The 16,228-nt window shown below is 65.3% G+C and carries 10 protein-coding genes; 4 read left to right on the top strand and 6 right to left on the bottom strand.

All coding sequences use genetic code 11. The annotated features are described in order from the left end of the window. The first annotated feature begins 649 nt into the window (after positions 1–649). Positions 650–802: an MMPL family transporter gene (locus EV137_RS41900; protein ID WP_134129334.1), complete on the top strand. Its 153-nt coding sequence runs from the start codon at positions 650–652 to the stop codon at positions 800–802. Between the two features lie 49 nt (positions 803–851). Here the strand turns inward: EV137_RS41900 and EV137_RS03580 are convergent, their stop codons facing one another. The 6 genes from EV137_RS03580 to tal all read right to left on the bottom strand — a co-directional run bounded on the left by EV137_RS03580 (position 852) and on the right by tal (position 8,109). Then, positions 852–2,117: a serine hydrolase domain-containing protein gene (locus EV137_RS03580; RefSeq protein WP_134126510.1), complete on the bottom strand. Its 1,266-nt coding sequence runs from the start codon at positions 2,115–2,117 to the stop codon at positions 852–854. A 70-nt stretch (positions 2,118–2,187) separates the two neighbouring features. Continuing rightward, a complete protein-coding gene (locus EV137_RS03575) occupies positions 2,188–4,038 on the bottom strand; it encodes an ATP-binding protein (protein WP_134126508.1) in 1,851 nt (616 codons plus the stop codon). Between the two features lie 115 nt (positions 4,039–4,153). After that, positions 4,154–5,113, bottom strand: coding sequence for a GlxA family transcriptional regulator (locus EV137_RS03570; RefSeq protein ID WP_134126506.1), 960 nt, complete (start codon positions 5,111–5,113; stop codon positions 4,154–4,156). Next, positions 5,110–5,523 (bottom strand): universal stress protein, encoded by a 414-nt coding sequence (locus EV137_RS03565; RefSeq protein ID WP_134126504.1) that lies wholly within the window; start codon positions 5,521–5,523, stop codon positions 5,110–5,112. The genes EV137_RS03570 and EV137_RS03565 overlap by 4 nt, the downstream gene beginning before the upstream one ends. An 11-nt stretch (positions 5,524–5,534) precedes the next feature. Further along, positions 5,535–6,764 (bottom strand): YbfB/YjiJ family MFS transporter, encoded by a 1,230-nt coding sequence (locus tag EV137_RS03560; RefSeq protein ID WP_166679762.1) that lies wholly within the window; start codon positions 6,762–6,764, stop codon positions 5,535–5,537. Positions 6,765–6,867: 103 nt separating this feature from the next. Beyond that, entirely contained in the window at positions 6,868–8,109 is a 1,242-nt protein-coding gene (gene tal / locus EV137_RS03555; protein ID WP_238175070.1) for a transaldolase, read from the bottom strand. On the opposite strand from tal, the gene EV137_RS03550 reads away from it, so the two are divergent. The 3 genes from EV137_RS03550 to EV137_RS03540 all read left to right on the top strand — a co-directional run bounded on the left by EV137_RS03550 (position 8,108) and on the right by EV137_RS03540 (position 15,994). Then, the gene (locus tag EV137_RS03550; RefSeq protein ID WP_134126501.1) at positions 8,108–9,190 is read left to right on the top strand and encodes an ABC transporter ATP-binding protein; all 1,083 of its coding nucleotides are present in this window, start codon (positions 8,108–8,110) and stop codon (positions 9,188–9,190) included. The two genes, tal and EV137_RS03550, sit on opposite strands and share 2 nt — an antisense overlap. Positions 9,191–9,661: 471 nt before the next feature. Next, positions 9,662–13,306 carry an exopolysaccharide biosynthesis polyprenyl glycosylphosphotransferase gene (locus tag EV137_RS03545; RefSeq protein ID WP_166679761.1) on the top strand — a complete coding sequence of 1,215 codons (3,645 nt, stop codon included), beginning with the start codon at positions 9,662–9,664 and terminating at the stop codon, positions 13,304–13,306. Between the two features lie 372 nt (positions 13,307–13,678). Then, entirely contained in the window at positions 13,679–15,994 is a 2,316-nt protein-coding gene (locus EV137_RS03540; protein WP_134126497.1) for a right-handed parallel beta-helix repeat-containing protein, read from the top strand. The last annotated feature ends 234 nt before the right edge of the window (positions 15,995–16,228 follow it).

The following is a 16,228-nucleotide window of genomic DNA, read 5'->3' as shown; positions in this document are numbered from 1 at the left end:
GAGTGTGGATCTCGTGCTTGCACTGCGATTGCAGGCCGTCCCGTCGTGCAATCACCCCGCAAGTGGCGGCATGACGTTGGACCGGATCAGGTCAGCCCGTCCCCGAGGGGGGCCGTCATGTTTACTCGACTCGGCCAGTGGGTTCGCACCCGGTCGGCGTCATCGTCGGCTGGGTCCTGGTGATCGCGGCCTCACCGGGGTCAGCGTGTCTCCCAGTTCCAGCACTGGGAGACGAGTACGTCGGCCCAAACCGACTTCCTACCCGACCATTACGAGTCCGCACGCGCCAAGGACATCGCCGACAAGGCGTTCCCGGAGCCTCGGGGAGTCAGCGCGCAGCTCGTGGTTACCCGCGCCGACGGGCAACCGCTCACCGATGCCGACGTACGGCGGCCGTCGCGGTGGCCGAGCCAACTATGAGCTGACGCGGTACCCGGCCGGATCGGAGTCGGCCCGGGCCCGACGAGCTCGCGACCCGGTTACCCGCTCGGCACTCTTGCTCCGGCCGAGGTACTCGTCCGAACGAGAGCGGTGGGCTTTTGGAAGTCGCCGAGATCAACAAGTTCGCAGGCGGCTCAGTAACGTCGATCGTGTTACGCCGGTCCGTCGGTGGCTGCGGCCGGGTTGATCCTGGGGGAGTTTCGCGACTCTGACGCGGTCGACGATTCTGCAGCAGATCGGCTTCGCGGTCGCCTTCGGCGTACTGATCTCTGCGTTCGTCATGTCGCTCTTGCTGGTCCCGGCGCTGACGGCCTTGCTGGGGCGGGCAGCCTGGTGGGCTTCCCGCCGCAGGGCGCGTTAGGAACACGACTGGTGGCCGGATCCCGCGGATCGGCCGCCAGCCGTGGACCTCACTTGATCAGACCGTGTGCCTTCAACGTCGCGTGGACCGCGAAGGCGAGGTCGTTGATTGCATTCTGCTCGGGATAACTGTTGACGCCCATCGCCATGATGACCTTCGATTCCGGCAGATAGACGTGTAGCGTACGGACCCCGAGCGTCCCGCCCTGGTAGTTCCAGAACGTACCCAAGCGGCTGGTGGTGCTCTGCTGGACACCAAGCCCGAAGCCGGCCGGGTCCTTGGCGGAGGTTGTGTCGATGGGCTTGCCGGTGGCCACCGACACCAGGCTCAGCAGCTCAGCCTGCTGCTTCGCCGGCAGCATCTGGCCGGAGTACATGGCGCGTTCCCAGACCGTCATGTCGTGCAGGGTCGCGAAGATTCCGCCGGCGGCCCGCGTCCAGGACATGGTGTACCTGCTGACATCCGTGTCGTAGAAGGGTTCCAGCGGACCGAATCCGTGGACGTGGAAATAGCCCGCGGGCTCCCGGGCCGTCACCGATCGCGGGTAGGCGTGCGGACGGTAGAAGGTGTCCTTGAGCTGCAACCGGTTGATGATCCTCGAGTACAACTCGTGGGAGTAGCTGTTCCCGGTCACCTTCTCGATGATCATCTCGGTCAGGATGTAGCCGGTGTTCGAGTACGTCCAGGGGTTCGCGGCCGGCGGCGTGGCAGCAGCGTACGAGACGAGCTCGGCCTGGCTGAAGTACCGGTTCGGGTCTGCCGCGTAGGCGCTCAGCATCTCCGGCGTCTCGTCGTAGGTCCGGATGCCGCTGGTCATGTTGAGCAGGCTCCTCAGCGTTACGTGCCGCCACTGTGGATACTGCGGCAGCCACTTGCCGAGTGGGTCGTCGATCGACAGGCGATGCTCGGCCTCGAGTTGCAGCAGAATGACCGAGGTGAAGGCCTTGGTGTTGCTGCCGATCTGCCACACGGCATCGCCCGGCACCGGCCGCCGGCTGTCGAAGCTCATCGTGCCGGCGGTGACGTCAATGTTCGAGCGGCCGGGCAGGCTGACACTGAGTCCGACTGCGGACGCGTGCTCGTTCGCGCCGTACTTTGTCAGGTATGCCTCGACATCGCGGCGTAGGTCACGCTGAAGGCTCCACTCGTGAGGTGCAGACGCGGTGATGTCGGCGGAGGAAGTCTGAGCTCCTGCGGTCGAGGCGGTGCCGGCTGTGATGGCGGTGACCGCGAGCGCACCGGCGGCGAGTACGCCCGCAGTACGACGGTACGACGGGCGCGCGCCTTGTTGTGGATGAGAACTGGCGTCAGACATGACGCCTCCTTTCAATGGGTGGGCTGGACCCGGCGGAATCCGGGATGGTTGCGAGTGGCAACGGGTATCGTCAGGCTGCTCCGGCCACCACAGGGACACAGGCAGCCGGGTCGAGGCCGAGGGCGGTTCGGAGTGGAACCGGGGTGGCGGTGCAGAGCGCTGCACGGAGCAGCTCGCTCTCGAAGGCGAGGTGGTTGCCCTCGGCCACCAGTAGACCGGCCGTGATGGCGTGACGCAGCACTGCGACCCCTCGATCGGGCAGAAGGCCGATGGCTTCTGCGCCGGTGAATCGCCGACCGAGCGCTGCCACCACCGTCAGGGCGTCGACAACCTCGCTGCCGGCGTGCTCGATCCGGTCGAGCGCGACGGCCACCAGCGACGGCGGCAGCTCGTCGGTGAGGCTTGAACCACGACGCGCGGCGTGGAGCGCCTCGACGACGAAACGTGGGTGACCGGCGGTCAGTGCATGCACGATGTCGCCGAGACGGCCAAGTTGTGCCCGTTCGGCGAGTTCAGTAGTCGCCGAACGGTTCAGCGGGGTCAGACACACAGTCGACGTGGGGGAGAAGGTCGGCGGCCGCCAGCCGAGTTCGGAAGTTGCGAGGATCGCGACCGGGGACTCGCGAAGTCGTTCTCTCAGGGCGGCGAGCGTGGAAAGCGTGAGCCGATCAGCTTGGTCGATGTCGTCGATCGCGATGAGGACTGGTTGCTGCGTCGCCAGTTGCGCGACGAACTGCACGATTGTCTCCACCAGGCGGGTCTGCTGCAGCTCCGGCCCGAGATCGTGCAGGCGGTCGGTCCTCACCGACTCGGCCAGGTCCGGAACGAGTTGGCATGCGATGTTCTCGAAGCCGGACAGGGTCGCCCGGACCACATCGGGGTGAGTCGTCGCGCAGTACGACCTGAGTGCGGCGGCGATCGGATGCAGGGTCAGCGGGCGGGTACTCGCCGAGCACGTTGCCGAGAGGACGGCGCCGCCTGTCGTACGGGCGTGGCGGACGACTTCTGCGAGGACCGCAGTCCGGCCCGAACCGGGGGTGCCGCGCACGAGGAGACTTCGTTCTGTGCCGGCGACAACCTCGTGCCAGAGGCCCTCGGCACGGTCGAGTACGTCGTCGCGGCCGACGAGTGTTCGGGTTTGCGGGACGAAGACCGTCGCGGCGGTATAAGAGTGTGGCGCCGGTTGTGCGCCGCGAAGGATCGTGACATGGAGCTGGTCCGTCGCGGCGTCGGGTGAGGTGCCGAGCTGCTCTTCGAGTTCCTCGGCAAGTCGCGCATAGGTGCGCAGCGCTAGAGCAGGCTCGCCCGAGCGGTACTGCGCCAGCATCAGCGCCCGGTACGCCGCCTCGTCAAGACTGTCGGTGGCGATCGCCGCCTCCGCGAATGCTCGCGCCCGGTCGTGGTCGCCAAGTGCGTCGGCACTTCGCCAGGCAAGCCGGCGGGCGCGCCTGAGCAATGCGTCGTTCTCGGTCCGGGCACGGGCCAGCCAGTCGGTAGGGTGTGAGCCGGCGAGAAGCTCCAGGCTCAGCATGCTGACAGCTCGTCGAGCGGCGGCGTCGGCCAGCGCCGGCTCGCCGGCGTTCAGTCGCCGTTCACTCGTTTGGACGAGCTGGATGGCCTCGTCGAGATCGACCGTCCATCGGTTCGTGTCGAGCCGGTAGCCGTCCTCCAGCCGCTGCAGATCGTCACCGACGCGACGACGGAGCCGGCTGACCAACGAGGAGACGATCTGGACTGCTGTGTCCGGTGGCTCGCCGGACCACAGTGCCTCCACGACCGAGTCCATCGGTACGGCGCGATTGCGCCGTACCGAAAGCAGCTTGAGCAGCGTGGTGGCTCGTCCGTTCGGCAGGCCGATGTGGTTCGCCGGCTCGCCGGCCAGCAGCTCGAACCCGCCGAGCAACCGCAGGGACATCGTCATGGTCGGCCTCTTCTTCGCCGGTTGTCGTATCTGGTGGGACACGAACAGATTCCGGTGAGTAGGGCGGGTGACGAGAGGGACCTGAGGGTCATGTGGCGCAAGAAAAGCGTCATCCTCATGGACGCGCTCCAGTGGTCCTGAAGCCTGCTCGGTACGCCGTCGGCGTCACCCGAACAGTGCGGACGAAGGCACGCCGCAGTGCTTCAGGCGAGCCGAACCCGGATCGCCGCGCGACCACTTCGATCGGCTGGTCGCCGGTCTCGAGCAGGTTCTTGGCGTACTCCAGCCGGACCTCTTCGACGTAGCGGGCCGGCGTCGTGCCGACCTGGTCGCGGAACATCCGGGTGAGCTGTCGAACGCTGACCGCGGCCCGAGCCGCCAGCGCGGCCAGCCGGTGGTCGCCCGCAGGATCGAGGACGACCGAATCGAGCACGGGCCGCAGATCTTCGCACCCCCGGCAGTCGGCTCGGAGACGGACGCTGAACTGCGACTGTCCACCGGGCCGCTGCATGAACACGACGAGTTGCTTGGCAACGATGCGGGCCAACCTGGCGCCGTGGTCGGCCTCGACCATGGCGAGGGCGAGGTCGATGCCTGCGGTGATCCCGGCGGACGAGAGGAATCTGCCGTCCTGGACGAAGATCGCGTCACCGTCGACCTCGATGGCCGGGAACTGCCGAGCCAGTCTGTCGGCCAGATCCCAGTGGGTGGCTGCGCGGTGGTTGTCGAGCAGCCCGGCCTCGGCGAGGACGAAGGCACCGGCGCAGACCGAGGCGACCCGATCCGCCTTAGGCGCAAGGCGTCGTACCTGGTAGAGGAGTCGCTCGTCGGCCTGCAGGTCCGGACTGCCTGGCACGAGCAGTACCGCGGCCTCGTGGTCGATGTCCTCCAGAGCCACGTCGGCGCCGCACCGGACGCCGCCGGTCGTCGTAATGTCGCGTCCACCGAGCGAGGCGAGGCGTACGTCGTACGCCGCGCCGTGCTCGTTGGCGACCGTGAAGACTTCGACCGGACCGGCGACGTCCAGCAGCCGGACGCCCTCGTACACGACCACCACAATCCTGGGTCCGCTCATGCGACCAGCAACACCGACGTAGGGGAGTGCAGCGCGACCTCGAGGCTGATACTCGATCCGAGTAGTGCGGCGAACCGGCTGTGATGGCGTGGCGCAAGGACGATCAGATCACTGCCGAACTCACGAGCGCGGGTCAGGACGAGTTCTGCGACGTCCTCGTGCAGGACGTCCATCACGTCTCCGGTGGCGACGATTCCCGCCGAGCGAAGCTGGGCGACCTCGCGATCGACCAGGCTGCGCGCGGAACGGTCGTCCTCCAGGTCGACGACCTGGTCGTAGACCGCCTCGGCCTCGTCGGCGTGCACGAGGTGTACGGCGGCGCCGGTCGTTTGGGCAAGGTGCCCGACGACCTCCATCACCCTGTCCGTGCGGTCGGAGTTGTCGATTGCGGCGAGGATGCACTTGAACATGGCAGGTCCTTTCAGGCGGCGTGGTGGTCGCGCTGGAACAGTGCGGCGACGGCGGCCAGGATCAGCAGCCCGGCTGACAGCCACAAGCCGCGACTGATGCCACCTGCGCCGTCGGAGAGGAGGCCGGACACGAGCGGCCCGATCGCTTGGCCGACGGAGAACGCCACGGTCAGCAGCGCGATGCCGGCGGTCCAGGCTCCGCGGGGGAGCATCCGGCGGGCGATGACGGTCGCGGCGGTGGGCCCGGCCATGAAGCTGGCGCCGAAGATCACCGCGGACAGCACGGCCGCCGGGACACCAACTGGGAGCAGCAGGACCGGCAGTACGCCGAGGAAAACGACGACGGCGACCAGAGCGGGAGCTCGCCCGGCGCGGAGCCGACCCGCAAGGTGACCCCAGACGGTCAGGGTCGCAACTACGGAGGCGACGCCGAGCACGACGAAGAACAAGGCGATCATCGATCCGCCGAGCCCTTGCGACTTCAGCAGCGCGATGACGAAGGTCATGTAGCTGACGTAGCCGGCGCCATACAGGACATACCAGACGAAGGTCGGGGCCAGGCGGCGCAGCTGATCGGCCTCGAGAACGGCTGAGTGGGTGCCCCCTGGTGGAGCGACGGACCGAGTGCCAAGCCATGCGGGGAGCAGGGCGACCACTGCGATGGCCCCCATCAGCAGCCAGCCGAGTCGCCAGCCGGATGGACCGGATCCGAGCGCGGCCGGCACGACAGCGCCGGAAATGACGACGCCGATTCCTACGCCGGCCATGTAGACAGCCACCATCAAGGCGGATCGCCGTTGCAGCGCGCCGCTCACGATGTGCGAGGCGAGCACGGATCCGACGACGAACGTGACGGCGGTGGTGAAGCCGCCGACAAAGCGCAGAGCGAGGAGCACCGGAAAGCTCGCGGTCGCGGCGGTGGCGAGGAGAACCAGTGCACTCGCAGCTAGGGTCCCCAGGAAGATCTGACGGCCTCCAACGGTCCGGGCCAGGAGGGCGGCAGTTGCGGCGCCGATGATGTAGCCCAGTGCGTTGGCAGTGTTCATTCCACCGGCCTGCGCGTAGCTCCAGTGCATCACCTCGTGCATCGCCGGCAGGAGGAGCGCGTAAGCGAAGCGCGTGAAGCCCAGAGCGACAACGGGGCCGGACGCGAGAGCGAGTGCGACCAGCGCCTGGCGCCCGATCGTCGCGTCCGGAGGGCCGGTCGTCTCTGCCGGGGCGGACCCGGGGGATGCGGACATACTCGTTTCCTTTCGTGTCATGGAACATGAGTCACCAACGGCGGGACGTTCGGCATTGATGTCCACAGATCTGGCCTCGATTCCCTCTGATCTGGCCACGAAGTCAGGGACGTGCAGCGAGGCGGTGCGCGATCGTGGCACCAAGTGCCGCCCATGCCTCGACGAACGCCTCGACGCCGTCGGTCTCGAGTTGTGCCATGACGCGATCGAGTTCGATCCCCGCGTCGGTCAGGGCCTTCAACTCCGTAGCCGCGTCGAGCCATGTGGTGCTGGAGGCAGCCGTGGTTTGCTTCGCCACCGCTTCGAGAGTGGCCATTGGCATCGTGTTGATGGTTCCGGGTATGGCAAGACCGGTGACGTAGCGGGTGGCGTCGTACGCGAGGTCCTTGACACCGGTCGATGCCCAGAGCAATCTCTGGGGCCGCGCGCCAGCGGCACGCAGCTCAAGCCACCCCGGTTCTTGAATGCGTCGTGCGAAGATCTCGGCGGCGCGACGCGCATTGGCCAGTGCCGCCCGTCCTCTCAGCTCGGCGAACCGTTGGGTTGGACGGAGCAGGTTGTCCACCGCGGTGTCGACGCGCGAGACGAACAGGGATGCGACGGAAACGATGCGGCGCAGGTCTCGCCCCGACTCGGCCGCGCGGGTCATGCCTTCGACGAACGTGTCGAAGACTTCGGCGTACCGCTCGGCGGAGAAGATCAGCGTCACATTGACGCTGATCCCTTCGGCCAGACAGGCCCCGATTGCCGGCAGACTCGCCTTCGTCGCGGGGATCTTGATCAGCAGGTTGGGTCGATCCACCTGCCACCAGAGCGCGCGGGCGTCCGCCAGGGTCGCGTCGGCGTCGTACGCGAACCGAGGATCGACCTCGATCGACACCAGTCCGTCGCCGCCCTCGTCGAACGGCGGCCGAAGCAGGTCGCACGCCGTGCGCACGTCCCGGGCGGTCAGTGCCCGTCGAGCCTCGTCGCCGGACGCACCGCGCAGCCGCAGTTCGTTCAATTGCGCGTCGTACGCCGCCGAACCGGTAATCGACCGGGCGAAGATGACCGGATTGGTTGTCACTCCCGACACATGTCGGCACCGGATCAGCCGCTCCAGCGTCCCGTCCAGCAAGGCTGTCCGATCCAGATCATCGAGCCATACAGACACCCCACGCCGTACCAGATCATCGAGCAAGTCCGTCATATCGCCAAGCTGCCGGGCCTCATTGCACCCGGCTTGCAGAATCTGCACCGCAACGCCTGTGCAACTCGGATCGACACCCTTGGGCCGAGCCGCGCGGCCGCTCGGCTTCTCCTCCTCGATCGCCAACGACTGCCGGCGAAAGGAACGATCATCCATGGCCTCTGTGTCTTTCAAGTCCGCGACCCGAATCTATCCGGGGAGCGAAGCGCCATCCGTCGACAAACTCGACCTGGAGATCGAGAACGGCGAGTTCATGGTCCTTGTCGGGCCATCGGGATCCGGAAAGTCGACGGCGCTGAGGATGCTTGCCGGGCTGGACGAGGTCAGCGCCGGTTCCATCTTCATCGGCGAGCGTGACGTGACCGACGTGCCGCCAAGAGATCGGGACATCGCGATGGTGTTCCAGAACTATGCTCTCTACCCGCACATGTCGGTCGCGGACAACATGGGCTTCGCGCTCAAGATCCGAGGCGTTCACAAGGAGGAACGGGCCAAGCGGATCGCCGACGCGGCCAAGCTCCTCGGGCTGGAGGACTATCTGGAACGCAAGCCGAAGGCCCTGTCCGGTGGTCAGCGGCAGCGGGTCGCGATGGGCCGCGCGATCGTCCGTAATCCGCAGGTCTTCCTGATGGACGAGCCACTGTCGAACCTGGACGCCAAGCTGCGGGTGCAGACCCGTACGCAGATCGCTGAGCTGCAGCACCGGCTCGGGGTGACCACGGTGTACGTCACCCACGACCAGATCGAGGCGATGACGATGGGCGACCGGGTGGCTGTCCTTCGCGACGGCGTGTTGCAGCAGGTCGACAGCCCGCTCGCGTTGTACGACCATCCGAGGAACAAGTTCGTGGCCGGCTTCATCGGATCTCCGGCGATGAACTTGATCGACGCCGAGATCACCGAAGGCGGAGCCAGGTTCGGTGACTATGTGGTCCCGATCTTGCGTGAAGCGGTGACGAGAGCAGGGGATGAAACGACGATCACCGTGGGCATCCGGCCCGAGGACCTCCGGATCGTCTCGGACGGTGAGCTGGGCCTGCAAGTGCGAGTCGCCATGGTGGAGGAACTCGGGGCCGAGGCGTTTCTGCACGGTACGGCAGAGAACATCGGCTTGGAGATCGTCGCTCGGATAGACGCCCGCCAACGTTGTGAGAAGGGCACCAGTCTGCGGCTCGCCGCCGACCCGAAAGCCCTGCACGTCTTTTCTACGTCGACTGGAGATCGCCTCGCTCCGTGACCGCTGTCGCAGCCGCGAAGTGGCCTGTGCACGAGGTCCGTGCGTCCCTAGAAGGGCCGGATGAATGGAGAGGTCTCACCGCGATGGAAACGCCAACTGCCTTGAGGATCCGGCTTGGGTAGGACTTGTGCGCCGTTCATGCCGTCGAGCAGCCTTCAATCCGCAGGCCGTGGTTACGACCGCATCCCTCGATGCGGCAGCAGGAGCGGGGGTCTTTCGGCAGATGTGGCGCGCCGTTGACACCTGGATCGGCTCGATGCCGGGAATGGCCCCGGCCAAGCCATCCGTCTGATGTTGCCGCAGGACGCAGCAACCAAGGCGGCGTGTCCAGATCGTCGATGTTGACGATCGTGGCTCGCGCATTTTGTAACACGTCTACCGTGAGCGGTGGTGATCGGGCAAGATACCGGCACCGGGGTGGTGTGGGAGGCAATTCTGGTCGGCTAATCAAGGTCGGTCGACGCGGTGGGGGTGTCTGAGCTGACAGCGGTGTGGAAGCGTGCCTACGGCATCCGTGCGCGCTGGATCTGGTTGGTGTTCGCTGCCCTGGGCGTGGTCGCGATTTCTTCCAGGTGGTGGGCCCCGGCAGTAGGCACCTATTTCGGCGCAGATGTATCCACCCGTGATCAGCTGAGCAGTCCGTACGGACTGGCAGTAGGCTTCGCATCATTGGTTGTGGCGATCGTCGTTCCGATCCTCCAAGCGCGCCAGAGCCGCGCGCTCGCTCATGAATTGTCGACCGGTCACTCAGCGGCTGCGGCACCTGGGTTCAACTCGTTGAGGCCTCCAGACGTTACGACGGCGGCTCCGGTCTACGGTCGCGACTACCTGCTGGAAGCCCTAGTGGATCTCTATTCATGGAGAAATCGAGCTGGGCCGAGGACACGTGTCCTCAGCGGAATGCCTGGCTGTGGCAAGACCGCGATCGCGTTGCGGGTAGCGAACCGAGTCACGCAGCGGGGCGTACAGGTGTGGTGGATATCGGCCGCTGACGAGGCAGGACTACAGACCGGTTTGCGACAGTTGGCCCAACTGCTCGCTGGAGAGTTGGATGTCCCCGCGCATGATCTGGACCGCCAATGGACGACCGACGCACCGGACGTCCTGTGGCGCCTCCTGAACGCCTACCGGGGCAGTCCCTGGATGCTGGTGATCGACAACGCGGATGACATAGACGCACTCGCTCCTCCGGGGGAGCTTCCGGCCGGAGGGCGAGGATGGCTTCGTCCTGTAATGAGCCGTAGGGGCGCGGTGCTGGTGACGACGCGTGATCGTCGGCCGCATGTCTGGAGCAGCTGGACTCAGCTTGAAGAAATCGAGGAGCTGCCGCCTGGCGTGGGTGCGCGATTGCTGCTCCGGGCCGCTGGAGACAGCGCTGGTAGCCATGAGGAGGCTGCGGCATTGTCCGAACGACTTGGTGGACTCCCGCTCGCCCTAACAGTCGTCGGTCGGCACCTCTCAGAGGCCATCAGTGTGCCGCTTCCTGGGGGAATCACTACGTTTGCCGGCTATCGAGCCGCCCTCGACTCGGAGCCCCTCGCCAACCCTGCAGCGCGCGGGGTCATGAACAGGGCCTTCGCACTGTCGATCAGACAGTTGGAGGATCGTGGGTACACGAACGCGCGCATCTTGCTGAGGCTCCTATCAGTGCTTGCGGACGCGCCGCTTCCTTACTTCCTGATCCTGGATCCCGCTGCAATGTGGGAGTCGTCCTTGTTCAAGGACATCGATGTTCAGAAGTTGAGGGGTCTACTGCAAGCGCTGTCGGGGCAGAGCCTGCTTGAGCTCTCGTCCGACACTCGCGACTCCCAGCCAGCCTGGTCGGTCAGCACGCTCCGACTGCATCCGCTGCTTAGAGATGCGAACCTCCACGCAATTGATCGCGAACAGCAAACTGGTGAGTTGCTGCGGATCGCATCCAAATTGCTGGACCTAGCGACCGGTCGTATGGACCATCAAGTATCGGAGCGCTCGGCCTGGCCCACCTGGCAAGCCCTGGCACCTCACACGATGCACGTTCTCATGGAGCTAACGCGGAGCGAATCGATCGAGATGCAAAGTCTGACGCATGCCGCACGTGCCGCGCTACGCGCAACCGACTACCTGGCCGCGACAGGCCTCGCCAGCGCGTCGCTTACCCAAGCGCGGACCATCGAAAGCGCCATCGCTGCGTTGGACTCGAAATCCGCAGTCCTGCTCTCGGCAAGGGCGAAGGTCGCAGAACTGCTCGGACAGGGTGGCGAGATCCAGGCTGCGCTCGATCAGTTCACTGTGTTAGTGCCGATATTCGGGCGTGTGTTGGGTGAGGAGCATCCGGAGACGCTGACCTGCCGCGCGAACCTCGCTGACTATGTTGGAAGGGCTGGCGAGCCGGGTGACGCTCGCGATCGATTCGCCGTGTTGGTGCCGACGTTTGGGCGTGTGTTGGGTGAGGAGCATCCGGAGACGCTGACCTGCCGCGCGAACCTGGCCTACTTCACCGCGCAGATGGGCGAATCGGATGCTGCCAGCGACCTCTACCGGCAACTGTTGCCGATCCAGGAGCGGATTCTTGGCGAGGATCATCCCGCTACGATGCGGACTGTCGCCCGCCTCGCAACACTCCTGGCGCCCGAAGGAGAACAGACGAAATCGCAGGAGATACCTGCCCGCGAGCGACCAATTTGGGTCGTCCCGGAGGAGGTCCCAGCCGTTGTTCCGCTATCTCGGCGTCGCGTCGAGCCTAGGTGGATCAGCATCTATCGATGGACGGCGCTGGGCGGTGATCTGATAGCCGCGCTTATCGGCGTTTGTATCCCGTTCATCGTGCAGCTGAGCCCCCAGCCGTATGCGGTGCGCCTACTCGTTGCAGGCCTCTTGCCGCTCATCTGGGTCGCAGCCATTGGGGTAGCCAAAGGCTATCAATCCAGACTCTTTGGCACGGGGCCCGAGGAGTTCCGCTCGGTACTCCTAGCAGGTGTTGGTGTCCTTGCGATCCTGGCGGTCACTGCGTACACGTCCCGAAGCGACGTCGCCCACGGCTTCGTAGAGTTGTCGGTGCCGGCAATGATGTTCATGTCATTGATACTGCGATACTCGCTGCACCTCGACCTGAGCCGGAGGCGGTACCAGGGTCGTCGCATGCGCCGCGTGCTTGTCGTAGGACACGAGAGTCAGGTGACGCTTCTTCGTCGATACCTAGAGGCTCGGCCCGCCGACGGCTACCTTGTCGTGGCTGCTTGCCACCCACGCGGGGAGCCTGCGTCGCGGCGCTCGCTTGCGGGCCTATCAGGATCACGGGGGGATGATGACTCGGATGTCATCGCGGCAGTTGATCGATGCGCAGCGGAGGTTGTCGTTGTTGCAGCAGATCCCGAGCTCGGCGCACAGTCATTGCGTCGGATTTCATGGGCCCTGGAACAGCGGGGTGTCGAGCTGATCGTCTCGCCGGGCATAGTTGAGGTCGCAGGTCCGCGCATCTCCATCCGGCCAGTTGCTGGGATGTCGCTCCTTCATCTGGAACGCCCGTCGGTCAGCGGTGGGCCGCTGTTTCTGAAGAGTGTGTTCGACAGGATCGTTGCAGCTCTGATGCTTGTCGTTCTGCTACCCCTAATTCTCGTCGTGGCCCTTGTGGTTCGTTTCAGCAGTAGGGGCCCCACATTCTATCGGGACACGCGAATTGGATTCGCTGGCCAAGCCTTCTCTATGGTGAAGTTCCGAACCATGTATGTCGACGCCGGTCGACGGCTTGGAAGGGATCACGCACCCAGCGAAAACTCGGTGCTTTTCAAGCTCCGTGAAGATCCACGAATCACATTAGTCGGTCGAGTGCTGCGGAGGTATTCAATAGACGAGTTGCCGCAGCTGCTCAACGTGCTCCGCGGCGAGATGTCGATGGTCGGCCCGCGTCCACCTCGCCCAGAGGAGGCCGCGATCTACGGTACCGACGTCAACCGGCGGCTGCTCGTCAAGCCGGGTCTGACTGGGCTTTGGCAGGTGAGTGGGCGCAGCGATCTGAGTTGGGAAGAGTCGGTCAACCTGGACCTGCGCTATGTCGACAACTGGTCGCTCGTGCTCGATCTCTTGATCATGTGGAAGACGCTACGAGCCGTCATCGGCAACGACGGCGCCTACTAGCCCGTCCTCGCCGTCTCGCCAAACCTGCGTGTGACCCGTTGGACTTCTGCACAACCATCGACGGGTAGCGGCGAGCGGCGAGGGTGTCCATGCAGATGCCCTTCGTGCCCGCGCTACTCACCGTTTTACTCACCGGATTGGATGAAACATGCTGAGCACAGTCGCCAGCAACTGCTAACTCTCCAATGGAGAGTGAGCAGGTCAACGGCAACTTGCGGGTAATGGTGCAGTTCGATGACAGGTATGGCCTGGTAAAGCGGGGGGTAGGGGTTCGAATCCCCTCACCGGCTCTCCGACCTGGCCATATAACCCGGAAGCGATGAACTTCCGGGCCCCAACTCCCGATTTACTCACTACTTTGCCATCGCGAGCGTGCGAAGCCTTCCTCCGTCCGTCCTGACAGAGGTCAATCGGCGGCAGACGATTGGATTCCCGGAAGATCGGCAGCATCGGCTGACGGTCGGCTACTTCACTCCCAGCACGTCCGTGTCGCCTTGGCGAACGCAACTGTCGGCGACTGACCGGACATGGCGGTTGTACTACTACAACAACTCGAGGAACGAGTTCTTCTCCGGTCAGCGGATCGCTTTCGCCACGGCCGTGGGGACGGCCATCTCGTTCCGCTTCTTGAACGCCCAGTCCGTCACAGTGCAGGACGTCGTGAACAACGCGTCCGGATTCATGGGCCTGTGGTCGGGTGGCATCGAGAACCTGACGCTGCGCAACTACAGATCCGTCCCCGGCGACGGCCGCCTGCTCAGCTCCACTCGCGACGCCGTACACCTCTCCGGCTACAGCAAGGGGACGCTGCGGATCGAGAACTCCAAGTTCGCCCGCAGCGGTGACGACGCCATCCACTACACCAGCCGTACGTCGGACGGCATCAAGACCTCCTGTACCGCTACGGATACGGGTTGCACGGGGCCCGGGGATCTACCCGACACGAAGGTCTGGATCAAGTCCCCGCAGATCGTCGAGGTGAACGACGTCGTCGAGATCTACGACGTGCTGACCCGTGCCCGGCGCGGCACCGCGACCGTCAAGAAGGTCAACGGCAACGTCGTTGAGTTCGTGACGCCGATCGCCGGAATGCAGAACGGGGACCTGTTCCTGGACACAGCTGCGGTCTTCGACCAAGTGACGATCCGCGGCAACCGTTTCGAAAACCACCGCGGCCGGGGCATCCTGCCCGACGGACCGGGCCTCATCACAGGGAACACATTCGTCGATGTCCCCCAGGCGATGCGCATCACCACGGTGGCGACCAAGGGTGGCGAGGGCCCGATCGCCAACCACGTCCGGGTCGAGAACAACATCTTCGAGAACGTCTTCCAGCGCCCGGTGACCGAGATCGGCGGCGACATCGTCCCTACCGCCACCGACGAGTCCGCAGAGAACTTCCGAATCATCGGCAATCACTTCCTCGGCGTCACGACGCCGATCGTCCGGGCCGAACTGGGCCGCGACATCGTCGTCTCCGGCAACGATGCCGTCGTCACATCGGCCACGCCGGTCAACCTGGTGGAAGTCGGCCGTTCGTTGAACAAGGCCAACGGCGTCACTGTGACGGGCCTGACGGTTCACGACACCACCGGTATCTCCGTACGCACGCCAGTCTCGATCCTCGCCGGCTCGCGCAACGTCAACGTCGGCACGATCACCGGCGACTTCACTGCGCCGGAGTACATCAACAACACCGGTGCGGCACCGATCTATCGCGGATCCTCCACGACGCAGGCGCTGGGCGCGCCCGGCGAGAACCATCACCTCTGGGACTTCGACACGTCCCTCGACGGCTGGACCGCGGGCTTCAACGCGACCGTGTCCGCGCCCGGCGACGTGCTGGAGTACCGGTTGTCCGGACCGGACGCGCGCATCGTGAGCGCGCTGGACCTCACGCTCGACGCGGGCCGGCTGAGGTACGTGAAGATCGGCTTGCGCAACGCCACCACGGGAACCTACGGCCAGGTCTACTTCCGGACCGCCGCGGATCCGACCTGGACAGAGTCGAAGAAAGTGACCTTTACCGTGCGTCCGACAACCGCCGGCTTCGTCGAGTACGTCGCCGACCTGGCAACCGTGCCCAGCTGGACCGGCACCGCGATTCAGCTTCGCATCGACCCGCCTGATCAAGCGGCCTCCGGCGACGACGGCATCGTCGACGGCGCGATCGACTACGTACTTCTGTCGCCGGATCCGCGGCTGAGCGGCGCTGTCCGCTGGGACACCGACGCGGAGCTCGCGACCCTGACCCGCAACTACATGAGCAGTCCACAGATCAGCGACGGCAAGCTCACGTACGACGTGACCGACACCCAGGAGGCGGCGCCGCGGTTGACCACACCCGACGTGGGTGAGCTCGGCCTGGGTCTTGCGAGGCTCGGCACGGTGGAGGTCAAGATCAAGAATCCCACCATCGGCACGAATGTCGCCGTCTTCCACACGACCAAGGAGTATCCGGTGCAGGACGCCGAGCGACGAGCCAGTCTGCAGGTGGCCACGCTGACATCCGGCTACGCGACCTTCTACGTCGACCTCACAACCGGCTCCTGGACCCCGACCGAGACCCTGGCAAAGATCCGCGTCGACCTGCCTCGCGTCCCGGGAGTCGCGTCGACCGACCACGGCGTCGAATCGATCGCCGTCGTAGGCGACCTCACCTTGCTCGCGGCCCGCGCCAACCACTGACATAGCCCTTCGAAGGCCGCGTGATCCGGCCGTTGCGGCTGGCGCGTCTGGTCGTGGATGGTGACGATCGGGCAGCCGGGTAGAAGGTTGTCTGAGGCATTCGAGGAGCGGGCGAAGGCGACGGCGTTCTCCTTTGGCGCCAGTAGGTTCCACGCTCTCGTTAACCTGCTGATGCGCCTGGGTACTGGACTTGTGAGCGGTTCGTGAGGGTCCTGGGGTTAAGCAGCCAGCCTC

This window comes from Kribbella pratensis (assembly GCF_004366075.1).
GTDB classification, from domain to species: Bacteria; Actinomycetota; Actinomycetes; order Propionibacteriales; family Kribbellaceae; genus Kribbella; species Kribbella pratensis.
This window is presented reverse-complemented; position numbering and strand designations above follow the sequence as displayed.